Source organism: Paenibacillus sp. UASWS1643 (assembly GCF_008693195.1).
Taxonomy (GTDB): Bacteria; Bacillota; Bacilli; order Paenibacillales; family Paenibacillaceae; genus Paenibacillus; species Paenibacillus amylolyticus_B.
Genome location: NZ_VXKZ01000115.1, coordinates 1,681,205 through 1,703,283, shown reverse-complemented (window position 1 = coordinate 1,703,283; position 22,079 = coordinate 1,681,205). Strand labels below are relative to the sequence as shown.

Annotated in this window: 25 protein-coding genes and 1 pseudogene; 23 read left to right on the top strand and 3 right to left on the bottom strand. The window is 42.3% G+C overall.

The window, feature by feature from the left end:
- Nucleotides 1-39: 39 nt before the first annotated feature.
- The 5 genes from FE296_RS31610 (at nt 40) to FE296_RS31590 (ending at nt 2,861) form a co-directional block, all read left to right on the top strand.
- Nucleotides 40-972 (top strand): hypothetical protein, encoded by a 933-nt coding sequence (locus tag FE296_RS31610; protein WP_150367597.1) that lies wholly within the window; start codon nt 40-42, stop codon nt 970-972.
- A 187-nt stretch (nt 973-1,159) separates the two neighbouring features.
- Nucleotides 1,160-1,606, top strand: a complete 447-nt coding sequence (locus FE296_RS31605; RefSeq protein ID WP_150367596.1) for a GNAT family N-acetyltransferase — start codon at nt 1,160-1,162, stop codon at nt 1,604-1,606.
- Nucleotides 1,607-1,650: 44 nt separating this feature from the next.
- Nucleotides 1,651-1,974, top strand: a complete 324-nt coding sequence (locus tag FE296_RS31600; RefSeq protein WP_150367595.1) for a hypothetical protein — start codon at nt 1,651-1,653, stop codon at nt 1,972-1,974.
- A gap of 38 nt (nt 1,975-2,012) precedes the next feature.
- Nucleotides 2,013-2,537: a GNAT family N-acetyltransferase gene (locus tag FE296_RS31595; RefSeq protein WP_150367594.1), complete on the top strand. Its 525-nt coding sequence runs from the start codon at nt 2,013-2,015 to the stop codon at nt 2,535-2,537.
- A gap of 48 nt (nt 2,538-2,585) precedes the next feature.
- On the top strand, nt 2,586-2,861 hold the full coding sequence (locus FE296_RS31590) for a hypothetical protein (RefSeq protein ID WP_150367593.1): 276 nt from the start codon (nt 2,586-2,588) through the stop codon (nt 2,859-2,861).
- Nucleotides 2,862-2,990: 129 nt separating this feature from the next.
- Here FE296_RS31590 and FE296_RS31585 read toward each other — a convergent pair whose 3' ends face one another.
- From FE296_RS31585 to FE296_RS31575, 3 genes are read right to left on the bottom strand one after another with little or no spacing between them, the layout of a single operon-like run.
- Complete coding sequence (locus FE296_RS31585) at nt 2,991-3,956, bottom strand: sugar ABC transporter substrate-binding protein (RefSeq protein ID WP_150367592.1); 966 nt, start codon at nt 3,954-3,956, stop codon at nt 2,991-2,993.
- A complete protein-coding gene (locus FE296_RS31580) occupies nt 3,949-5,538 on the bottom strand; it encodes a response regulator (protein ID WP_223869142.1) in 1,590 nt (529 codons plus the stop codon). Before FE296_RS31580 ends, FE296_RS31585 begins: the two co-directional genes overlap by 8 nt.
- Nucleotides 5,539-5,543: 5 nt before the next feature.
- A complete protein-coding gene (locus FE296_RS31575; RefSeq protein ID WP_150367590.1) occupies nt 5,544-7,355 on the bottom strand; it encodes a cache domain-containing sensor histidine kinase in 1,812 nt (603 codons plus the stop codon).
- Between the two features lie 244 nt (nt 7,356-7,599).
- On the opposite strand from FE296_RS31575, the gene FE296_RS31570 reads away from it, so the two are divergent.
- The 18 genes and pseudogenes from FE296_RS31570 (at nt 7,600) to FE296_RS31485 (ending at nt 22,074) form a co-directional block, all read left to right on the top strand.
- Nucleotides 7,600-8,622 carry an ABC transporter substrate-binding protein gene (locus FE296_RS31570; RefSeq protein ID WP_150367589.1) on the top strand — a complete coding sequence of 341 codons (1,023 nt, stop codon included), beginning with the start codon at nt 7,600-7,602 and terminating at the stop codon, nt 8,620-8,622.
- A gap of 85 nt (nt 8,623-8,707) precedes the next feature.
- Complete coding sequence (locus tag FE296_RS31565; RefSeq protein ID WP_150367588.1) at nt 8,708-10,219, top strand: sugar ABC transporter ATP-binding protein; 1,512 nt, start codon at nt 8,708-8,710, stop codon at nt 10,217-10,219.
- Between the two features lie 4 nt (nt 10,220-10,223).
- The gene (locus tag FE296_RS31560) at nt 10,224-11,267 is read left to right on the top strand and encodes an ABC transporter permease (protein ID WP_083657362.1); all 1,044 of its coding nucleotides are present in this window, start codon (nt 10,224-10,226) and stop codon (nt 11,265-11,267) included.
- Nucleotides 11,257-12,231, top strand: a complete 975-nt coding sequence (gene yjfF / locus FE296_RS31555; protein ID WP_150367587.1) for a galactofuranose ABC transporter, permease protein YjfF — start codon at nt 11,257-11,259, stop codon at nt 12,229-12,231. The genes FE296_RS31560 and yjfF overlap by 11 nt, the downstream gene beginning before the upstream one ends.
- Nucleotides 12,232-12,339: 108 nt before the next feature.
- On the top strand, nt 12,340-13,395 hold the full coding sequence (locus FE296_RS31550; RefSeq protein ID WP_150367586.1) for an ABC transporter substrate-binding protein: 1,056 nt from the start codon (nt 12,340-12,342) through the stop codon (nt 13,393-13,395).
- A 219-nt stretch (nt 13,396-13,614) separates the two neighbouring features.
- Entirely contained in the window at nt 13,615-14,679 is a 1,065-nt protein-coding gene (locus tag FE296_RS31545; RefSeq protein ID WP_150367585.1) for a polysaccharide deacetylase family protein, read from the top strand.
- A gap of 188 nt (nt 14,680-14,867) precedes the next feature.
- Nucleotides 14,868-15,392: an AAA family ATPase gene (locus tag FE296_RS31540; RefSeq protein WP_150367584.1), complete on the top strand. Its 525-nt coding sequence runs from the start codon at nt 14,868-14,870 to the stop codon at nt 15,390-15,392.
- Between the two features lie 25 nt (nt 15,393-15,417).
- Complete coding sequence (locus tag FE296_RS31535; protein ID WP_223869114.1) at nt 15,418-15,903, top strand: GNAT family N-acetyltransferase; 486 nt, start codon at nt 15,418-15,420, stop codon at nt 15,901-15,903.
- A 12-nt stretch (nt 15,904-15,915) separates the two neighbouring features.
- Nucleotides 15,916-16,446, top strand: coding sequence for a P-loop nucleotide/nucleoside kinase family protein (locus FE296_RS31530; protein ID WP_150367582.1), 531 nt, complete (start codon nt 15,916-15,918; stop codon nt 16,444-16,446).
- A 73-nt stretch (nt 16,447-16,519) separates the two neighbouring features.
- On the top strand, nt 16,520-17,062 hold the full coding sequence (locus FE296_RS31525; protein ID WP_124114179.1) for a GNAT family N-acetyltransferase: 543 nt from the start codon (nt 16,520-16,522) through the stop codon (nt 17,060-17,062).
- 138 nt (nt 17,063-17,200) lie between these two features.
- The gene (locus FE296_RS31520; protein WP_124114180.1) at nt 17,201-17,668 is read left to right on the top strand and encodes a DUF2691 family protein; all 468 of its coding nucleotides are present in this window, start codon (nt 17,201-17,203) and stop codon (nt 17,666-17,668) included.
- Nucleotides 17,669-18,060: 392 nt separating this feature from the next.
- Nucleotides 18,061-18,576 (top strand): annotated as a pseudogene (locus tag FE296_RS31515) (class I SAM-dependent methyltransferase); the annotation flags it as partial.
- A 56-nt stretch (nt 18,577-18,632) separates the two neighbouring features.
- A complete protein-coding gene (locus FE296_RS31510; protein ID WP_150367730.1) occupies nt 18,633-18,989 on the top strand; it encodes an NIPSNAP family protein in 357 nt (118 codons plus the stop codon).
- Nucleotides 18,990-19,014: 25 nt separating this feature from the next.
- Nucleotides 19,015-19,515, top strand: a complete 501-nt coding sequence (locus tag FE296_RS31505) for a GNAT family N-acetyltransferase (RefSeq protein WP_124114181.1) — start codon at nt 19,015-19,017, stop codon at nt 19,513-19,515.
- A gap of 33 nt (nt 19,516-19,548) precedes the next feature.
- The gene (locus tag FE296_RS31500) at nt 19,549-20,058 is read left to right on the top strand and encodes a GNAT family N-acetyltransferase (protein ID WP_317889438.1); all 510 of its coding nucleotides are present in this window, start codon (nt 19,549-19,551) and stop codon (nt 20,056-20,058) included.
- Nucleotides 20,055-20,582 (top strand): P-loop NTPase family protein, encoded by a 528-nt coding sequence (locus FE296_RS31495; RefSeq protein ID WP_150367580.1) that lies wholly within the window; start codon nt 20,055-20,057, stop codon nt 20,580-20,582. Before FE296_RS31500 ends, FE296_RS31495 begins: the two co-directional genes overlap by 4 nt.
- 69 nt (nt 20,583-20,651) lie before the next feature.
- On the top strand, nt 20,652-21,086 hold the full coding sequence (locus FE296_RS31490) for a GNAT family N-acetyltransferase (RefSeq protein WP_124114185.1): 435 nt from the start codon (nt 20,652-20,654) through the stop codon (nt 21,084-21,086).
- 88 nt (nt 21,087-21,174) lie between these two features.
- Nucleotides 21,175-22,074: a serine hydrolase domain-containing protein gene (locus FE296_RS31485; protein WP_223869112.1), complete on the top strand. Its 900-nt coding sequence runs from the start codon at nt 21,175-21,177 to the stop codon at nt 22,072-22,074.
- Nucleotides 22,075-22,079 lie beyond the last annotated feature (5 nt).

Sequence of the window (22,079 nt, the reverse complement as noted above, 5' to 3'; positions counted from 1 at the left end):
CTATGACAGACTAAGCTTCCTAAGAGACGGAGGATGGGAATGAATATCGCTCAAGCTTTCCAGGAAACTGTAGTGCGAGGAGATCATCAGGGTATGATTGATTTGCTCAAAAAATATGAACAATCCAGCAAGCTATCTGTCAATGAACGAGGTTGGGTCTACTGGAATGTTTCCGATGGTTACGCCTTGTTAAGAGAGCCGGAACTGCTTTATGCCAATCACCGGGCATTCTTCGAATGGGGGAAAGAAAACCTCTCCCCCGAGCAGTTACACTGGATCGTTTCGGATTCGACACAAGCGTTGTCATTATCTCTGGGGAACTACTTTGATCATTGGATTGATTGGTACCAATATGCTAGTGATCATGCCCCGAAGTTGGATACCAACCGAGGTGCTCGATTCGAGAGCCATCGGGCTTTGGGTGGTTCGCTTTGGGTTTTGGAGAGGTACAGCGAAATGGACAGTGTGCTTGAAAATTTGAACCAGCTCATACAAGAAGATGATTCATGGTCCAATATTCTTTTTGCCCGGATTACATACAACAAACAGCGTTTGGTCTATCTGTATCATGCCGGGGATTTTGCGGGAGTCGAAGCTCTTGTAAACGAAACGATGGACTGGATTGATGAAATCAATGATGGAGCACTACGCATTTCAAGAAAAGATGAAGTGGTGGGCAGCTGGGAGGATATTAATGTCTCCAGAAATTCGCAGAGAGATATCAACATTGCGTTAAACAATTTGGCCTGTATTTTAACGGATATCGAAAGGTATGAGGAAAGTGTGAATTTGTTTATCCAGATACAGGAACGTGGTCACCACATGAATGCATATGGTTTTTCCAAATGGATATATTCGATCTGGAAGACAAGAGGGACTGAGGCAGTTAAAGATGCATTAGCAGTTAATGCCTCTTATGAAATAGCTGACCTTGTGAAACATACTCCTAAACTATTAGAGATCAAAGGTTAGCATGAGGTGATTTAAGTTGCCAGAGGTTTGCACAAAAACGTGAAAGGAGTGATGTGATATGAGAAAAAATACAAATCTGAGTAGAAGAAATAAAGTTGTCAGAGGTGTTTTTGTCTAACGCAGAGGACCCAAGGAAGGGTTCCGAGGAATGCCTCTGTGTAATTTTTACGAGGAGGAATTTCAAACTATGATTCATTTAAAACGTGTGTCAGTGGATAATTGGTATGCATGTACTCAACTGGAAGTATCTGAAGAGCAGAAAAAGAGTTTTCCCGCGCCGGTAGTATATTGGATTGCTGAATCCAAGGTTGTGACCAATTTTCGACCCATGGCCATCTATTATGATTCGGATCTGGTTGGTTTTGCTGTGTACTCAGATAAGCCCGATCATGAGGATAACTATTGGCTTCTTGCTCTAATGATAGATACCAAATATCAGGGCAGAGGTTATGGAAGAGAAGCCCTTAGGAAGTTGATTGATCTAATGAAAGAATCGCTGAAATGCAAACGCATCATGATTGGACACAGGCCGGAGAATGGTATCGCCGGGAATCTGTATGAATCCATTGGTTTTCACCGAGTAAGTGAAGGGTTGATTGATGGCGAAGTTGTTCGGCTTCTAAGGTGCGAGTAGTGCCGAAACACATGCGATTCGGATCGTAGGAGAGGTTGGTTGATTTGAAGCATTTACACATTATTTTCTCATGGCTCTTTATCATGTTAGGCATTGTGATTATTACAATCTCGAAGATGATTGAAGAGGTGATTCCGAAGCTAGGGTATGCAGCATTCCAGTCAGCAGCAGCTGGCAGTTATACACCGAGTGATTATCAAGTGAATTTTGAACTGAATTATTGGATAGGTGCGATATGTATTTTGGGTGGAGTTATCTGTTTATTAGCTAGAATAAATTGGGTTCAGAGCTCCATTCGTGAGATGAATGCAAGAAACAAAGAGTTTGATGAAACTCATCATTATGATGACACAAGAGAACTGAAATAAGTTATGATATGACATAAAAAAAGAAAGGGCAGATCAACATGATTACATTCCAATACTTTGAACCGGAAGATTTTGATCAACTAATCGAATGGAGTGGAGATGAAGCGTTTCTGCTCCAGTGGGCTGGCCCGCAGTTCCATTATCCACTTTCTAAGGAACAGCTGGCGGATTATTTGCAAGGTGCGAATGATAAGAACACTTCGAATAAGTTCATTTATAAAGTGATGGATGAATCAACTCAGGAGATTGTGGGCCATATTGCTCTTGGCGGTATCGATCGATATAATCGTACAGGACGTATCGGTAAGGTGCTTCTTGGTAAGCCATATCAGGGTAAAGGCTATGGAAAGCAAATGATCGATGAAGCACTTCGAATTGGATTTGAAGAGGAGAAGTTACACCGGATCAGTCTGGGTGTATTTGATTTTAATGTCTCAGCCATCCGATGTTATGAAAAAGCGGGCTTTGTACAAGAAGGACTTATTCGTGATGCGAGAAGACATGAAGATACATTCTGGAATCTTATCGAGATGAGCATATTAGAAAACGAATGGAAGAAATAGCTTCTCAAAAGGGCTCATCATACTTGAGAGGAGGTTCACCCACCCGTCATGCTGAACATACTGAAAAAGCTGACTTTTTGGTTTGTTATTTTCTCGCTAACCGTATGTTTCATTAATCTATCAGGAAACGATGATAAGAATATTCTGATTTATCTAACGAATCCTATAAATCCGTTGCTGAATGACTGGTTGACCAAAATAAATACAAATCCAGAGACGAACTCATTGTTCAGGCCGTTAATATACTTGTTCCATTTGATTTTTTGGGGCGGTGTGGGGTTCATTCTGGATCGGCTCATTATGAAGCTTAAACGTGAAGAGTAGATAGGAGCAACTCTCAGAAAAAGTTCATCTTTCTTGAGAAGCACTTCGATGAACGGATGTAATAACTACGTGTACGAAAATTTAAAAGGTGCTGTCCTCCTGTCATTTTCATGACAGGAGGACAGCACCTTATTTACTTCCTTCCTGATTGATTACAATGATCCCCGTATCAATAAATTCCTGCACGGGCAAACCGTCGCTTGCCAGTAACAAGGTCTCCATCATTTTGGTACCCCAGACTCCTTCATTCTGCGAAATAACGGCAGACAGTTGACCGTTGAGCAACCCGTTTTCACTGGTCGGGCTGTCACCGAACGCGATCAAATGCCGGTTAAGGCCTTTTGCTTTCCAGATCAGGGTAGAAGCAGAGACGGAAACAAAATCGAGTCCGATAATCGCATTGAAGTGAGGGTGAGCTTGAATCATGTTCTCCATATCGGACATGGCGCGATCTTCATTCCCTTGATGATAACGAACCTCCAAGATTTCGATGTCTGTTTCACTGCGGATGTAGTCAATGAATCCATTAAGCCGCTGCTGCAAACCTTGCATCTCCTCCAAACCATTCTCGACAAGAATCATGCCTTGATTATTCAGAAGCCCTGTAGTCGTCATTGCGAACTGCTGACCAGTGCGATAGTTATCAGCGCCCACATAAGCGATTCGATGACTGGATGGGGCATCTGATTCAAATGTAATGACAGGAATACCCGCAGCTTGGGCTGCATCAATAACGGGTGTAAGTGCAGCAGCATCCACAGGAGATATAGCTATCCCGTCCACATGCTGTTTGATCATATTCTCCATGATACGGATCTGTTGTTCGGTATTGGCTTCATCAGGTGCGTTTACAATTAATGTGATATTGTGTTTGCCTGCATACTCCGTTGCATCCTTCGTGATCATCTCATAGGTTGGATACGTCATTGGATAGATAATACCGAAAGTTTTGCTCGCTGCAGATTTCTCTACAGGTGAAGTCGCAGGAAGTGTTGCAGCCATCTGCTGTGGACGAATGTTTGCCGAACCGAATGAAATGATCATCGGGAACACGAGTATTAGTGTAAGTAAAAGTGCAAATCTGGCTTTATTCATACATTGGCTCTTTTCTCATATCTGATGGTCTGGTCTGCGATGCCTCGGTCCCTTGAGTTCGGTATTCTCTTGGTGTAAAACCTGTTGTTTTCTTGAATATATTAGAAAAATAGTGAGAGTCATTGTAACCAACTTTGTAAGCAACCTCAAAGGTTTTGTTGTTGGTTGTTTTCAGCAGCTCCTTGGCTTTGCCGATTCGAATCTGGGTTAGATACTCCGTTATCGTTTGACCAGTTTCCTGACTGAAAATCTTGCTTAGATGACTTGGACTGATTCTGACGTGTGCAGAAATCATCTTCAACGAGACCTGTTCGTTATTATATTCACGGGATACATAAGCTTTCACCTGATCAATGACGTCACTGTATTTCCCGGAGCATGCTGCTCTTCTCTGCCATAACAGGTTAAGTAGGGAGCACAGATATTGAGTGCAATCCTCCAAACACGTAATCTTCCGAATTGTCTGCTGTAAGGAAGTAATGTTCTCATCCGAATGATCACTCATGCGGAACAACTGATTCGCCAGCCGAAACGACTCCAGCGTAAGATCATTCAACAGATAGAAGCCATACGAGGAGGACTTCCAGTCGAAGGACTGTAATGGAGCGGCAAACTCCTGCACAAAATGGTCACGCAGATTGGGGCTGCCGATTTTGAGGAATTCAAGAAAAGAATTCCTGTCGAGAAAAAGAGTCGTGTGCTCATCCGGGTTGATTTCACGTAGAGAAGCTCTGTTCTGAAGGGTGAGCCGGGTAATATATTTATCCTCCTCCGCTTCCAGATACGAGACATGAATTCCTTGCAGACGCTCCTGCTGACTGCCAATGCCCAGAATAATATTACATTTGAACGTATGTTCAAGTTCCATACGAACCCGCCCGCGAAGCTGCTCCAGATATACGGATATGCTGTCATCGGAGTGATACTTGAGCAGAAGCACCAACTCGGTTCGGCTTCGAATATAAGGAAGAAGTTCAACGTGGGGATCACGAGTTTCCTCCAGTATGGGAAGTAGCTTCTTCATCAGGGATTCCGGGTCCCGGGAATCATCTGTTAATCGAACGTCGATAATGACAATGGTATAATACCTGGCCGAGAGAGGAAGTGAGAGTTGTTTGGCTGATTCAATTGCATCGGTTGTACCGATGAGTCCTCCGCACAGATCGGCCAGCAGTTTTTCTTTGGTGATCGTCCGGTTTGTCATGCGTTGATGTTCTTCATCCATTTGTTTGCTGACCTTATGCAGCATTTGGATTAGCTCTGCTGCACTAATGGGCTTTAGACAGTACTCGGTCACCCCAAGTCGGATGGCCTCCTGGGCATAGCTGAATTCGTCATGACCACTCATGATAATGATTTTGATATCAGGTTGTTGAGTGCGAACGATGGAGGTCAGTTCCAATCCGTTCATAAATGGCATTTTGATATCTGTAATCAAAATATCCGGAGCCCACTCATGAATTAAAGGTAACGCAAGCTCGCCGTCGGGTGCATCCCCGCAGTAGTGAAAACCTTCCTTTTCCCAATCGATGCAGCTCCGTATATTCTCCCGAATTCCAATTTCGTCATCCACGATCATCACCTTTTTCAACGGTTAACCTCCTTGCTTTTGGGGATACGAATCATAAATGTGCTGCCTTCCATATACGTACTTTCCATTTCAACACCATAAGATGGTCCAAAATATAGTCGAATCCGGTGATGTACATTGAGCAGACCGAATCCGCCTTCCTGCTCGTCATCTTGGGGTGAACGGGAAGCGGCCGGCTTCTCCAGCTCTTCACGTAATTGTGCCAATCGATCCGCAGACATGCCAATTCCGTTGTCCTGTACGGTGAGAATGATGCTATTGTCCTCTACATATCCGTGTATGGATATCAGCCCTTGACCGCGTTTGTTCTTGATCCCATGATAGAGCGCGTTTTCAATCAGGGGCTGCAGCGTCATTTTCAAAATGGGATAATCCTGAAGCTCACGATCAACGCTGATCTCGTAGGTGAGAATATCGTGGTACCTCATCTGTTGAATAACCAAGTAACTTCGCGCATGTTCTAGCTCGGCTTGAATGGATACCCAGTCGAATCCTTTGTTCAGACTCAAACGAAAGAATTTCGAAAGGGCCTGCACAAGTTTGATTACATTTTCTTTTTTCTCTGCTTCAGCCATCCATAGGATGGATTCCAACGTGTTATAGAGGAAATGAGGGTTGATCTGAGCTTGCAGCGTACGTAGTTCAGCAATTTTCACCTGTTCATTCTCTCGAATGCTCTTTTCGATTAGCATTTTGAGCTTATCCAGCATCACATTGAAGCTTTTGCCCAGATCAGCAATTTCGTCCGAGCCGTGTGGTGTGACTTTGGCTTCCAAGTAACCGTTTGCAGCTTTACGCATCTTGTTCATCAGAATCCGGATGGGAAGAATCAGTCGATTATTCAGGAAGAAATATAACGATATCGCAAAGAAAGCACTTAACAAAACCGTAATGATGATCAATTGGCGAATGCTATTGGCCTCTGCAATGATTTCCTGATAAGGAGCTACGCCAATCATTTTCCATCCGGTCTGTTTTGAGGTGCTGTATACAACAAACTGGGGCTTGGATCCTGCAGACAGGATAAAGCTGTCGTGCTGTAGATGTAAAGGAACCGATCGGATCTGATCCATCATGGTTATGGATGCCGGGGTGGCATCCGGCCTGAAGAGTGTATTTCCGTATTGATCACTAATATAGAAAAAACCGGAATCCTTAATAGGGGTATTCATCAAAAAATCATCAATGAACGAATCATTCAAATCAATTACTATGAACCCGATGACCTCATGCGTAATTCGCTCTTTGACCGTGGTTATAATTGAAAGCGCATTCTGTTTAGGGTAAGCAAACCCATCCAGCCTGTTATATTCGGCATAGGCTGCAGAATGAGGGATGCGCAGAATGGCATCCGGATACTGTATCAGATACTTGAAGTACGGGTTACGCAGCGGATTTCGTTCCAGCTTGAACACGCCTTTTCGTTCACTTATGCCTTTTCCGTAAAAATTCACGAACGAGATATTAAGTACCTTGTCATACTTGTAAGTTTCCCGATATAGATTGTATGTCTGAAGGATGGCTTTGGCTTCCGGGTAGGACTCCGATTGAGAATACAGATATTGAAGCACTTGCGGGTTCTTGCCCAGTTCGAGCAGCCGTTCCGTATCCTCAAACAAGATGTCAATGTTCCTGGCAAGCTGGTCGGCAACCAGCTGTGTCGAGGCCTTGTTATGATTGGATACGACCGTATAGGATTTGTGGTAAGAAATCAATCCAACCACGATCAGTGGTACTGAACTGAGGATGATAAACATGCTGAGTAATTTAAGCCTGAGGCTTGAAGCAATCCATTGAATGAGTTTCAACGTATTCCACTCCATCTGAAGGGATCAAAAATGTATCATTAGTATAACATGATTTTCTAATATGTAAGAGAATCGCTAAATACTACACAATTAAACAAAGAAATTACACTTTTTAAACTCCATTTTTTTAAATTACTTAAATTATTACATAAATAAAGTATGAGACTCCATATAAGCTCGGAATGAAAGCGTTCTATAATGTGGTCACACCACAAGGTGAAACGAAAAAAGGGAGGATCACAACATGCGAACCAAAAAAAAGTGGGGACTTGCCATAACATTGGCTATGGTGATGCTGGTCAGCACGGCATGTAGCAGTACGAATGGAGGAGCAGGCTCCAATAATGAAACTTCAACGAGTGGGAATGGCAGTACACCTGCCAGCGCCAAAACAATTACGCTTGGTTTTTCGCAGGTTGGTGCGGAGAGTGGCTGGCGTTCGGCGAATACCAAGTCGATTCAGGATTCAGCCAAAGAAGCGGGTTATGATTTGAAATTCTCCGATGCGCAGCAGAAGCAGGAAAATCAAATTAAAGCTTTGCGATCCTTCATCCAGCAGAAGGTGACGGTGATCGCTTTTTCCCCTGTTGTAGAATCCGGTTGGGATACCGTATTGAAGGAAGCGAAGGATGCAGGCATTCCCGTGATTTTGACGGACCGTGCTGTGGATTCGCCGGATAAAACCCTCTACAAAACCTTTATTGGCTCCGACTTTGTAGAAGAAGGACGCAAAGCAGGTCAGTGGCTTAGTGACCAATACAAGGACACACAAGACGAGATCAACATTGTTGAGCTGCAGGGTACAACAGGCTCCGCACCCGCGAATGACCGTCAAGAGGGCTTTATGGAATTGATTGCTTCCAATTCGAAGCTTAAAGTGATTGCTTCACAATCGGGTGACTTTACACGTGCCAAAGGCAAAGAAGTCATGCAAGCTTTCCTCAAAGCACATAAAAAAATAGATGTTCTCTATGCACATAATGACGATATGGCACTTGGTGCAATTCAGGCCATTGAAGCGGCAGGATTGAAACCAGGCGTAGATATTACCATTATCTCTGTGGATGCCGTGAAGGATGGGATGCAGGCTGCTGCTGATGGCAAAATCAACTTTATCGTTGAATGTAATCCGTTGCTAGGACCTCAATTAATGGAAGCGGTTCAATCGGTAGTAGACGGGAAAGACATCGAACCCCGAATCGTTACGGATGAGACGACCTTCACATCGGAGCAAGCCAAAGAAGCATTGCCAACACGTGAATATTAAAAGCAGATTCGTATAACACCGAAAAGTCATTTTTCGACCAGGCTGTCGCTAAATGACTTTTTTCCATAACAAAGGAGAGGGTTATATGGCCGAGCAAGCACCCATTTTGCAAATGACAGGTATCACCAAACAATTTCCCGGGGTTAAAGCGTTATCCAGCGTCAGCTTTCGCTTGTTTCCGGGCGAGATTCATGCCTTGATGGGTGAGAACGGAGCGGGGAAGTCAACGCTTATTAAAGTTCTGACCGGCGTTTATTCCATTGACGAAGGAACGGTAACTATGGATAACCGTGACCTCTCGATCTCCGGCCCGCTTGAAGCGCAAAAGGCGGGAATCAGTACCGTTTACCAGGAGGTTAATCTCTGTCCGAACTTAACGGTCGCTGAGAATATTTTCATCGGGCGGGAGCCGATGCGATTTGGCAAAATCAATTGGAAGCAAATGAACAAAGATGCGGAGAACATTCTGCGAGACAGATTACATCTGTCCATCGACGTTAAGGCTTCTTTACAGACCTACTCGGTCGCGATGCAACAACTGATTGCAATTGCAAGAGCACTCAGCATCTCGGCAAAAGTGCTCATATTGGATGAACCCACATCCAGTCTGGACAAAAACGAGGTTCAGCAACTGTTTCGTATTATGCACAAATTAAAGAGTGAAGGTCTCGCAATTCTTTTTGTTACTCATTTTCTTGATCAGGTATACGAAATGTCGGATCGTCTAACGGTGCTCCGTAACGGGGAATTGGAAGGAGAGTACATAGCCGCAGAGCTTCCACGCATGGAACTGGTGCTCAAGATGATCGGCAAGGAGCTCGAGGTGCTTGAGGAGCTTCCGAAGGAAGCGGATGCTGCCCAGGCGGATTCGGGAGAACTGTTAATTACCGCTAAGGCACTTGGACGCAAAGGAGCAATTGAGCCTTTTGATCTGGACATTCGCAAGGGAGAAGTCGTGGGCTTGGCTGGGTTATTGGGGTCTGGTCGTACCGAGATCGCTCGCCTTTTCTTTGGTGCAGATCGTTCAGATGTAGGCAAGCTGCTCGTTGTAGATACAGGAAGTACGGTCAAGTCGCCGCGTCATGCAATTGATCAGAATATTGCTTTTTGCTCCGAGAACCGTAAAACCGAAGGCATAATCGATGATCTGACCATCCGGGAGAACATTATTCTGGCTTTACAAGCGACACGAGGTTGGTCCAAACCAATCTCACGCAAGAAACAGGATGAGATCGCCGAAAAGTACATCAACCTGTTAAATATCCATCCGAAAAACCCGGAGCATTTAATTAAAAATCTGAGTGGCGGTAATCAGCAAAAGGTGTTGCTTGCACGGTGGCTGCTGATGAACCCCGATCTGTTGATTCTCGATGAACCTACGCGTGGAATTGATATCGGTGCCAAGACTGAAATACAGAAGCTGGTGCTCTCTCTGTCGAAGCAGGGCATGGCCGTGCTGTTCATTTCGTCCGAGCTGGAAGAAGTGATTCGTGTCAGCCACCGGATTGCCGTAATCCGGGACCGCAAAAAAGTGAAAGAACTTAGCGGGGATCAGATCCATCAACAGCAAATCATGAAAGCAATGGCAGGAGGTTAAAGAGATGGCGGGCAAGATGCGTAAACATCATTTGTTTTGGCCGTTATGTATGCTTGGTTTACTTTTAATCTTTAATTTGCTGTACTCTCCGGATTTCTTCTCCCTCGTCATGCGTGAAGGGAATCTGTATGGCAGCTTGATTGATATTCTCAATTTTGGAGCGCCTTTAATTCTGGTATCGATCGGTATGACACTGGTGATTGCGACCGGAGGTATCGACTTGTCCGTGGGCTCCATTGTAGCGATCTCCGGTGCTGTGGCTTGTATGAGCATCAGCAGAGGAGTGGATCAGAGTTCGCTCTGGCTTGTGTTGGGTGCACTTGGATTATCTATAGGTCTCTCACTGATCTTGGGCATATGGAACGGGGCGCTGGTTTCGGTTGCCCGAATCCAGCCCATTATTGCAACGCTTATCCTGATGGTAGCCGGACGTGGGATTGCGCAATTAATTACGAGTGGACAGATTATTACTGTATCCAACGCGAACTACGCCTATATCGGGGCAGGTTCGCTTGCAGCATTGCCTTTCTCCATCTTCATCGTATTAACTGTGCTGCTTGTTGCCTCATTGCTGACGAGAAAAACGGCACTGGGACTGTTTATTGAATCGGTTGGAAGTAACGCAAACGCGAGCCAACTGGCAGGTATTCGTTCAAAAACAGTTATTCTCACGGTATATGTCTTCTGTGGTCTGTGTGCCGGCATTGCCGGGCTTATTCTCAGCTCAAATGTATCCAGTGCGGATGGAAATAACGCAGGTCTGTGGTATGAACTCGATGCCATTCTTGCTGTAGTGATCGGGGGTACTTCGCTCAATGGTGGACGTTTCTATCTCATGGGTACCGTCGTTGGAGCGCTGATTATTCAAACCTTAACAACGACGATCTATATGATTGGCGTTCCACCAGAAGTTACGTTGGTTGTCAAAGCCTTCGTTGTATTAGCCGTATGTTTGATTCAATCTGATTCCTTCCGCAATTCCATGGTGATCCGTTGGAAAAAACGGAAGTTTCCAGCCGAACAGGGGGTTAACCGCCATGTTTCTTAATCGTAAGTATCTCCCGGTCTTTGTCACCTTCGGTTTGCTGGCTGTGATGTTTGCTATAGGCTCTTTCAGGTATACGGGGTTCTTCTCCACACAGGTCCTGCTTAATCTTCTCATTGATAACGCATTTCTGATTATCACTGCGATTGGCATGACTTTTGTGATTGTATCGGGAGGAATCGACCTGTCGGTAGGTTCTGTCATTGCGCTGACGACTATCATTAGCGCAAGTCTGGTCGAGAAGCAAGGGTGGTCGCCTGCGATCGTTATACCGATGGTGCTTGTCATGGGTGCGTTGTTTGGCACAGTCATGGGGGCTATCATCCACTATTTTAAAATCCAGCCCTTCATCGTGACACTGGCCGGTATGTTTTTGGCGAGGGGGCTGTGTTATGTCATCAGTCTCGACACCATTACCATTACGAATCCATTTTACACACAGGTTGCGCAGGCGAAAATTTCCCTGCCAGGGGGCAGCTTTGTCTCCATTAATGTGATTATTGCTCTGGTCATTGTACTGCTCGCAATCTACCTGGCACATTACACCCGGTTCGGGCGCAACGTTTACGCCATCGGCGGAAGCGAGCAATCCGCGCTGCTGATGGGACTGTCGGTTGCACGTACCAAAATCCTGGTGTACACGTTCAGCGGTTTGTGCTCCGCGCTTGCCGGTGTTGTCTTCACCTTCTATATGTTATCCGGTTATGGATTACACGCCATGGGTCTTGAACTCGATACCATCGCTGCTGTTGTAATCGGAGGCACCTTGTTAACAGGTGGTGTGGGGTATGTGGCGGGAACCTTTATTGGTGTATTGATCCAGGGGGCTATCCAAACTATAATTAGCTTCGAAGGCACGCTAAGCTCATGGTGGACCAAGATTGTGATTGGCCTAATGTTGTTTGTTTTTATTTTATTCCAACGACTGCTTAGCGGGCGGAGAGTATCCTCGAAATCACTGCATTAAGTTGATCGAATTAAATGATATTGAATAAGGATACCGACACAACGATATAACAATATGCGCTCTGCATTGGGGAATGCTGAGACTAACATGGAGATGGGAGATGCGTGAATGAGAAGACATGTGATCGGGTTGTGTTTGTTCATACTGCTGCTGCTGCTTGTCGGTTGTACAACACCTGAGTCTGAATCTGTGTCTCCTCCCATCTCGTCTAACAACTTGGAAACTTTCCCCTCTGTTGAGGAATGGATGGAATCAGCGGTAGCAAGGGATACCTCTACCAAACCGATTGTCTTGGGTTTTTCACAACTGGGCAGAGAGAGTGCCTGGCGTCTGGCAAACTCCACGTCTATTCGAAACGCTGCGGCTGAATCGGGAATCTCCCTTGTAATAAAAAATGCAGAACAGTCTCAGACGAAACAGTTCGAGGCTGTTCGGTCGTTCATCAGGCAAAAGGTGGATGTCATTGCCATTGCACCGGTCGTTGAATCGGGCTGGGATGGTATTCTTCAGGAGGCCAGGGATGCAGGTATACCTGTGATCATCGTAGACCGGTCAGTTGATGTCAAAGACACTTCACTTTTTGTGACAACGATTGGATCGGACTTTTATGAGGAAGGTGTGAAGGCCGGGAAGTACATTCAGGATCGGATGCGAAATCATCCGGGTATGATACGGATTGCCGAACTGCAAGGCACGAGTGGTTCTACACCCTCTATCCAGCGTGGCGAGGGCTTTAGAAGCATTTTGGAAACCAGAGCAGATATCATCTTCTCACAAAGTGCTCCTGCCGATTTTACGGAGGACAACGGCAAACAAGTCATGAAAGAATTCCTTCAGGTCCCGGAAGACGAACGGCCGCAGGTCCTTTTTGCCCATAATGATGAAATGGCTTTTGGCGCCATACAAGCGATAGAAGAAGTTGGACTGAAGCCGGGAGAGGACATTATCATTGTTTCGGTGGACGGCTCCCGCAAAGCACTTGAAATTCTGGCGAGTGGGAAAATCAACGCTGTGGTGGAATGTAACCCGTTGCTTGGTCCCCAGCTTATGCAGGCTACAAAAGAAATTATTGCAGGGCGCACACTCCCGAAGCGCATGGTACCCCCGGAGGACATTTTTACACAGGAGAGTGCTAGACGGGAGATGTACAACAGGCGATTCTAGAACACATAAAAAATAGAACATTTTGGATAAAATTCAATTTACTTTAAATAATCCTTTCGTTTATACTTAATTTACCTTGAACTAAAAGTTCTTATCTAAGAGAAAGCACGCAGCAGATTGCGTGCATTTGAAAGCGCTTTTATTGGAGGGATGAAAGTCCGATAAAGAGAGGGAGTGTAGAAGGTATTATGCTGTGAATATAATATGAGGAGGTATTTTATGTTCAAAGTAAAGCTAGCAAAGGCGGTAATATCTCTCGCACTTTTCGGTACCTTGTTTTCTATTCCGGCGGTGCCCGATGCTCGTGCTGCAGAGGTAAGTTGTCCGAATGGTTATGTAGGTCTGACGTTTGATGATGGCCCATCTGGAAATACAACAAACATGCTTAACGCGTTGAAGCAGGCCGGTTTACGGGCAACGATGTTCAATGTTGGACAAAATGCGCAAAATAATCAATCTCTGGTTACTGCACAAGTAGCAGCTGGTATGTGGATTGGCAATCATTCCTATACACATCCGAATATGACTACATTAAACAGTTCTCAGATGTCGTCAGAGATTACTCGGACACAGCAGACGATCCAGTCCATTACCGGAAGTTCACCTAAACTGTTCAGACCTCCTTACGGTGCGACAAATGCGACCTTGAAATCCGTTGTGAGCCAAAACGGCCTGAAGGAAGTACTGTGGAACGTGGATTCCCAAGACTGGAATGGTGCCAGCGCAGCCCAGATCGTGGCGGCTGTGAACACGATGAAAAGTGGTGATGTCATACTAATGCATGATCAGTACCAGACGACACTTCAGGCCATTCCGCAGATTGCACAAAATCTGAAGAATCGTGGCCTTTGCTCCGGCATGATCTCACCGGCGACAGGTCGGGCAGTCGCGCCTGATGGAGGCACCACCAATCCTCCAGGTACTTCAACAAAAGTGGAAGCTGAGAATATGACCAAAGGTGGCCAGTACACAGGGAATATAAGCTCTCCTTTCAATGGAGTAGTGCTGTACGCTAACAATGATTTGGTTAAATACACGCAGTATTTTGCAACGGGCACTCACAATTTTTCACTTCGGGGGGCTTCAAACAATGCCAATATGGCTAGAGTGGATTTGAAGATTGGCGGACAGACCAAGGGGACCTTTTACTTCGGAGGAAACAGCCCTGCGGTGTATACGCTCAATAATGTTAGTCACGGTACCGGAAACCAGGAGATTCAGCTGGTTGTAACTGCAGATGATGGAACATGGGACGTGTATATTGATTACTTGGAAATAAATTAATTATCGCAGGGTTAATTGAAAAATGTACAGAGATGAAATCCCATTGGAAGCCCAATGGGATTTCATCGTGTTTTTGGACATTTTGTAATACAAAAGTTGAAGGGAAACATTTATAATGGATGAAAATGTGGACAGGGAAAATTTGGTGTGTATTGAAACCATTTGTTTATTAGGAGTGGATTGATCCAATGATCATTATGATTAACGGCGCGTTTGGTTCGGGGAAAACTTCGGCAGCAAAAGCACTTCAACCTTTAATTTCCAACAGTATGATCTATGATCCTGAAGAAATTGGTTATATGCTCAGAAAACTTCTCCCGGAGAATTATAGAGAGGAGAATGAACGGACGGATGATTTTCAAGATATCGAGTTGTGGAGAATCCTAACCGTAAAGACGGCTAAAGAAGTAAAGCAGAAATACAACAAACACTTAATTGTCCCCATGACCATCTATAAAGAGGAAAACTTTAATTACATCTATAATGGGTTGAAAGAGATCGATCAGGACATTTATCATTTTTGCTTAACGGCTACAGAAGAGACGATATATCATCGTTTGGCGAAACGAGGAGATGAATATGGAGGCTGGCAGTATCAACAAGCGCCCAAGTGTGTTGAAGCTTTCAAGGATGAACAATTTCAAACCCACATTGTTACCGATCATCTGGAGACCAGTGAAATCATCGAAATTATTTTGAAGCAAATGAACTGAAGAGGATGGAACCTAATTGACGACTGTGACGTTTGAAGAAGTAACCGAACAGCACCTCCCTGAAATTAGAGAGATTTATAACTATTATGTAATGAATACAACGATTTCGTTTCATACGGAGGAATTGGACCTTGATCAGATTAAATCCTCTGTGATGAACAAGGATACGCGGTATAAAACTTACGTAATTCTCGAAAACAATCAAATGATGGGCTATGTTCTGATCACCCAATATAAGAGTAAACAGGCTTATGACATATGCGGAGAAGTCACCATATATTTGAAGCCCGATATTTTGGGAAAAGGCTTGGGCAAACAAGCACTTCGTTTTATTGAGAAGGTTGCAAAAGAACAAGGGTTCCATACCTTAATTGCGACGATTTGCATGGAGAATACCAGAAGTAAATCATTATTCGAGAGAAATGGTTATGAACAATGTGCTCTGTTCAAAGAGATCGGATATAAATTTGATAGAAAACTGGATATTGGAAGTTTTCAAAAGATATTGTAAGGGGAATACGAAATGAGTAAAAACCTATATATTGTATCTGGACCGCCAGGAGTAGGGAAATCTACAACTTCCAAGCTGTTAGTTCAGACTTTAGAGAAAAGTGCATACATCTCTGGAGATGCGGTTAGTCACTTTCCGGTTAAAGGGCGAGGTAAACCCTGGCTTGATAAGGATACAAACGACTTAACGTGGAAAAACATATCTAGTCTGGTGAAAAACTTATTGGATTATAAATACGATGTAGTTTTGGACTATGTGTCCTTTCCGGAAGACATTGATGGATTAATGACAGAATTGGCAGACTATCATGTTCGCGTAATCTATGTTGTATTGATGGTGGATCGTCAAACCGTTATTCATAGAGACCTTCTAAGAGCAGAGGAACATCAAATGAAAGAAAGAAGTGTGCTTTTGCTGGATGCGTTTGAAAATCATCTGGATCTGAGAGTAGATAACAAGCTGTATACTAATCATTTTACAGAAGAACAATTACCTGAAATAGTAAGTGAAATTATAAATAATGAGAAATATCGAGTGAAGTAATTACTTTGTTACTATGCTACGAATTGTAAAAATGCAAGAGAGTTGAATAACCAATTCGTTGGGGGGATTATCGATGTCTCGTATTTATGGAGAAAGAATTGTGTTAAGAGAATACCAGGACTCTGATGTGGATTACATCAAACAATGGGTGAACGACCCAGAGATCACAGGGACATTATCAGATAATTTTTTGTATCCTCATTCGAGTTATGAGACAGAAGTCTTTTTCAGGACAATGGTTGAAGGCAAGTCTTCAAATAGAAGTTTTATTATCGGATTAAAGGATTCGCTAGATTATATAGGTCAGATTGATTTGTACAAAATTGATTATAAAAACCGCTTTGCATGTTTAGCAATTGTAATAGGGAGAAAAGAATTTTTAGGTAAAGGTTATGGGAGTGAAGCAATCCGTGTACTACAGAAGTTTGTCTTCGAAGAGCTGAATTTAAACAGATTAGAACTTGAAGTGTACGAGTATAATGAGACTGCTTACAAATGTTATTTAAAATGTGGCTTTAAAGAAGAAGGAAGATACAGAAAGAAGATATATAAAAAGGGGAAATACTGGGATAGTGTTTGCATGAGTATCTTAAAAACTGAATATGAGCAGTCATAGTCTCCAGAGGCATAAAATTGGAATGTCAATATCAATAGCTTTGTGCAGTTGTATTCTTTATTAATTTCGATTACGTTTGTAATCCAAAAATCAAAAATATTAATGTACTAATTATATATGCGTAAAAAGGGTGAGTTGATGAACAGAGGAATACGTTTTGAAATACCAAATACCTATGGCCGCTTTCTTGGGGAGACTTTAAAACCAATGGAGGTATCTAATTTCGATTGGTTTATTGGTGGAGAAGAATCCTATTTCATTGAGGGTGATTCGTTAGGGGATGATCTTTTTCCGGATATGATTATTGGTATGAATGGAGAAGAATTACAGAAGATTATTGATAACAACGAGTATTATTTAATATTTGCGAATTTAAAAGCATTTCCAAAAGGCACACAAATAACAGATGTAATCACCTATGAAGATTATGTGGAGAGTGAGTGTCAGATGGTTCTTCTTGTGATCGATAGTATCTACGTCACGGTTTATTGTAAAGATCTAGAAAAAGTCGAGGAATTATATAATCATATAAATAGACAGGGATTTGAATCTCTCGAATATTTAACGGATGAGAATGATACGAGGTCAAAACTATCGGTCTGGTGATAAAGGAGCATGGGATTAACTGTTAAGGTTTGATAGACCTCCCCATGCTTTCGTTGATATGCATTAACATAGGATTAAGTTTAGTGTTAGGTGTTAAACTCTAACGAACCTGACACCTCTTATTCGGGGATTTGAAACGCCTTTCGAAATCTAAGGAATCTGAGACACGCTATACCAGAAAAAATATCCTTTTGTAGCGTTTTTGTCAGATGATTTTGGGAAATAAGATGTCTCATGTTCCTTACAATTTTAAAAGAGGACGTGAAGGCCGAATAAGATGTCCTGTGTTCCTTAGAAAATCGCCTGAGTTTGAAGACAGACTCTAGTCCGCTTCCCCATGATATGTGAATGTTTATGAATACGATTACATCTTATGAAGGAGGGATTTCACCTTGTCTGATTACTATTGGGACGACCAAATTGAATATCTGAGAAATACGCGGTGGCTTTACTATAACGATGATTATCTTGAGTTTTTGGTTCAACGTGTATGGAAGATTGAAAAGTCAGTAGATCTTATCGATTATGGATGTGGTTATGGCTATCTCGGGTTGAAGCTGCTTCCTATATTACCCGAAGGATCAACCTATACCGGATTAGATAAGGGGGAGGAATTGATTAAGCAGGCCAAAGAGATTTTCTCAAAGACTTCTTATCAAACAACTTTTATAGTAGATGACATTGAAACGGTGCAAGTGAAACGTCAATACGATATTGCGATAAGTCATGCCTTCTTATTACATATGACAGAGCCTATCACCGTTCTTCAGAAGATGATCGACAGTGTAGTACATGAGGGTAGAATCATATGTTTTGAACCTCATTGGATCGCTAATATGTCAAACTATGAATTACAAGGACTTAAACAATCCAAGATTATTCAGCTAGGTATTCTCCAAAAATTGTTCGGGAATTGTGACGAGATAGGTGTACTGTTTCTATTACACATAAGGAGGTACACATGATGATATATAGGAGAAAAACCTATATTATTGCGACTTCTTTTGTAGAAGAGTTTAATGCTTTATTTAATGATATTTTGCTGCCATCCCAATTGAAATACGGATCAAGACTAATTGGGAGATGGCACACACCAATCGATGATGAAACCAGTGAAATTTTTGCGATGTGGGAATACGATAACCTTGAACAATACGAAGAGATTGAGAAAAAGATAAAGTCAGATACAGAACACGTAAAGCGAGTTCAAGCGCGTTTTGATCAGATCGGAAGACACCGTTATCAAGAAGTATTTCGCGAAGAAATTAGGCAAGCATTTTTCACATCGACAGTAGATCGCGAACAAACGATTTTGAAGTGAAATATAAGAAAAGGGAGATGAGAGTATGGTAGAGACAGAGCGACTTAATTTTAGGAAATATACCAAAAATGATTTTGATTTACTTTTTGAGATGACACGTGAGCCAAATATGATGAGATTTATAAGACATGGCGGACCCTGGACGAAGGAAGAAACCATGCAAAGCCTGGAAAAGTTCATCAACTGGAACAAAGATGATAAGGGGCTGTTCCTCGCATTCAATAAAGAGGATAACAAGTGCATTGGAACCTCTGGACTGATTCCTCAAATTATTGAAGGCACTGATGAGCTTGAAGTTGGTTACTGGGTTATCGAACAATACTGGGGAATGGGTTACGGATATGAACAAGCAAAAGCGTGGAAAGAATATGGCATGGATCACTTGAAACAGAAAAGATTAATATCTTTAATTCAACATGGCAATGTGGGTTCTATGAAAGTCGCGCAAAAAAATGGCATGAAACACGAGAAGGACGTAGATATAATTGGGAAAAATGTAGCAGTATACTCGATTGAGGTGAAGTGAATATGACTCGATTTCCTGCTAGAAACCAAAAGATTGCTGTTAAGAGAGATTAAACAGAGTGATTCCCAAGACATATTTCAATATTTTTCGTCAGATGAAGTTACAAAATTCTACGATGTACAAAGTTTTACGAATATAAAACAAGCAGAAGAACTCATACAAAGATGGACTGAACGATTCGTGAATGGTCAGGTTATCCGCTGGGGAATTGCTTTGAAATCGGACAACAGAATTATTGGAACATGCGGCTTTCATGGTTGGATGAAACAACATTATAAAGCTGTGCTGGGATATGAGTTAGCACCGGAGTTCTGGCAGCAGGGTTACATGACCGAGGTCGCTCAGAAGATTGTTGAATATGGATTTAACAACCTTGATTTAAACCGAATTGAAGCTTTTGTAGAGCCAGAGAACGAGGGATCAAGAACGTTGCTTGAGAAAATTGGCTTCAGTGAAGAAGGCATATTGAAAGAAAACTATTATTGGAAAAATCGATTTGTTGATAATGTCATCTATGCATTGTTGAAGAAAGATTATGTATGAAAATTCGAATTATCGGATCTTGCGGGAGTGGGAAATCAACATTAGCCAAAGAATTGTCGGATCAATACGGTATTCCTTCCTATGAATTAGACAATCTCATATGGGACAGAAGCGCCGAAAATCTGAGATATCCTGAAAGTATGAGGGATGAATCCGTCCAATCTATTGTCAGTTCAGAAGCGTGGATCATAGAAGGAGTACAGTGCAAAGATTGGACAATAAAGTCCATCCAGGAAGCGGATTTGATTTTTGTATTAGCTCCAAATGTTTTCATTAGAGATTATCGGATTATAAAGAGGTTTGTATTGTCCAGAATGGGCTTGCAACCGTGGAATTACAAGCAGTCATTCAAGGATTTATGCAAGATGATTGTGAAGTGGAATCATCAATATAATATAGAAGAAGTTATATGTACAATTAACAAAAACCGTAAGACTGCAACAATCATTAAGAATAAAAAACAAGTTATACAGTTGATTGAACATCATTTGGAAGTAGTTAGTGACAGGTTGGCAATAAGGTGAAAAATTCTAATAGTGTTAAAGATTACATGTGATGATTTTCTAAATGAGGTGACCTAAACATTGAATAGTATGAATCATGAGGAAGAATTACAAATCGCATTTGATGATAATGAAGAAGACTATAAAACCGTTTGTAATAACTTATATAACTATAATGTCTCTGAAACAAATGGTTTATTAAACAAGCCTGGACAAACTATAAATCTTTTTTTACGGGACAAGACAGGTAAGGCAGTTGGTGGGATCTTCTGTGCTACATATTGTGAAACGTTATATATTGATAATTTTTGGATAGATGTGGAACACAGAAAGAAAGGATATGGAAAATCTTTAATCATGCAAGCAGAAAGCATGGCTTCTGAATTAGGATGTAAGCTTGCACACACAAGCACATTTTCATATCAATCTCCTGAATTCTACAAGATGATGGGATATAAAGTCTTTGGATTAATTGATGAGTATCCCGATGGAATCGTTCAATATTTCTTGAAGAAAAGATTATAAGACGAATACTTAACGTCGCACTGGACGTAACGTCAGGTGATTTTTGTAGAAACAAAAGGATGGCGGAGAGTATGGGAGCCACAAGGGAGTGTTAGATATCAGCGAATTTAATGATCTTGAAAGAGAGATAAAACGAAATAAAGCGGAGAGCTGCATATTATACCGAGAAAACTCAATTCAATATGAATATTATCGAAATCGAAAAACGAAAGAAAAACAACATAAAGTGAATTCAATTACCAAAAGTGTGCTCTCCGCATTGATGGGAATTGCTATAGAACAAGGCTACATTGAGCACGAGGATATTCCAATTGTAAATTATTTTAACGATTTGGGTGATAGCAAAAAGGGGATTACGATTAAGCATCTTTTAACGATGTCTTCGGGCCTGCATTATCCGGGGAATGAAGCGATGATTCCATCTAGGAATTGGACAAAATTTGTTCTTGAACAACCTGTTGAATTCGAACCTGGAATTCAAATGAAATATAGTTGTGGGAGTTCTCATATACTCAGCGCTATATTACAGAGGGCTACTGGTATGAACACAGCTGATTTTGCTAAAAAGCTCTTATTTGCACCTTTAGGTATTGACGATTTTCATTGGTATCAGGATACACAAGGGATTGCTGTAGGGGGCTTTGGTTTGCGAATGAAGATCGAAGATATGCTGAAGTTTGGGGTGTTATACGCTCAGAATGGGGAGTGGAATTCGAAACAACTCATCTCTGCTGACTGGATTGCTAGAAGTGTAAGTCCTTCTCTTACTTCCAACACCTTATATAGCTACCACTGGCGCTTAATGAAAAGCATCAAGCAAGAAGAAGCTGAAAATAAAACGTTTTATGCTATGGGTATGGGCGGTGGACGAGGACAGTATATCTTTGTTAACCAAAAGCGAGGTTTGGTTGCGGTATTCACAACAATTATATCCGATGATAGTTTGTTACCACTTCAGTGGTTTAACGATTATATTTTGAGAGAATAGTTGTT

Coding starts and splice junctions, on each gene's coding strand:
- FE296_RS31610 (WP_150367597.1), top strand. CDS start 40: ATGAATATCGCTCAAGCTTTCCAGGAAACTGTAGTGCGAGGAGATCAT.
- FE296_RS31605 (WP_150367596.1), top strand. CDS start 1,160: ATGATTCATTTAAAACGTGTGTCAGTGGATAATTGGTATGCATGTACT.
- FE296_RS31595 (WP_150367594.1), top strand. CDS start 2,013: ATGATTACATTCCAATACTTTGAACCGGAAGATTTTGATCAACTAATC.
- FE296_RS31590 (WP_150367593.1), top strand. CDS start 2,586: ATGCTGAACATACTGAAAAAGCTGACTTTTTGGTTTGTTATTTTCTCG.
- FE296_RS31585 (WP_150367592.1), bottom strand. CDS start 3,956: ATGAATAAAGCCAGATTTGCACTTTTACTTACACTAATACTCGTGTTC.
- FE296_RS31570 (WP_150367589.1), top strand. CDS start 7,600: ATGCGAACCAAAAAAAAGTGGGGACTTGCCATAACATTGGCTATGGTG.
- FE296_RS31565 (WP_150367588.1), top strand. CDS start 8,708: ATGGCCGAGCAAGCACCCATTTTGCAAATGACAGGTATCACCAAACAA.
- FE296_RS31560 (WP_083657362.1), top strand. CDS start 10,224: ATGGCGGGCAAGATGCGTAAACATCATTTGTTTTGGCCGTTATGTATG.
- yjfF (WP_150367587.1), top strand. CDS start 11,257: ATGTTTCTTAATCGTAAGTATCTCCCGGTCTTTGTCACCTTCGGTTTG.
- FE296_RS31550 (WP_150367586.1), top strand. CDS start 12,340: ATGAGAAGACATGTGATCGGGTTGTGTTTGTTCATACTGCTGCTGCTG.
- FE296_RS31545 (WP_150367585.1), top strand. CDS start 13,615: ATGTTCAAAGTAAAGCTAGCAAAGGCGGTAATATCTCTCGCACTTTTC.
- FE296_RS31540 (WP_150367584.1), top strand. CDS start 14,868: ATGATCATTATGATTAACGGCGCGTTTGGTTCGGGGAAAACTTCGGCA.
- FE296_RS31530 (WP_150367582.1), top strand. CDS start 15,916: ATGAGTAAAAACCTATATATTGTATCTGGACCGCCAGGAGTAGGGAAA.
- FE296_RS31525 (WP_124114179.1), top strand. CDS start 16,520: ATGTCTCGTATTTATGGAGAAAGAATTGTGTTAAGAGAATACCAGGAC.
- FE296_RS31520 (WP_124114180.1), top strand. CDS start 17,201: ATGAACAGAGGAATACGTTTTGAAATACCAAATACCTATGGCCGCTTT.
- FE296_RS31510 (WP_150367730.1), top strand. CDS start 18,633: ATGATATATAGGAGAAAAACCTATATTATTGCGACTTCTTTTGTAGAA.
- FE296_RS31505 (WP_124114181.1), top strand. CDS start 19,015: ATGGTAGAGACAGAGCGACTTAATTTTAGGAAATATACCAAAAATGAT.
- FE296_RS31495 (WP_150367580.1), top strand. CDS start 20,055: ATGAAAATTCGAATTATCGGATCTTGCGGGAGTGGGAAATCAACATTA.
- FE296_RS31490 (WP_124114185.1), top strand. CDS start 20,652: ATGAATCATGAGGAAGAATTACAAATCGCATTTGATGATAATGAAGAA.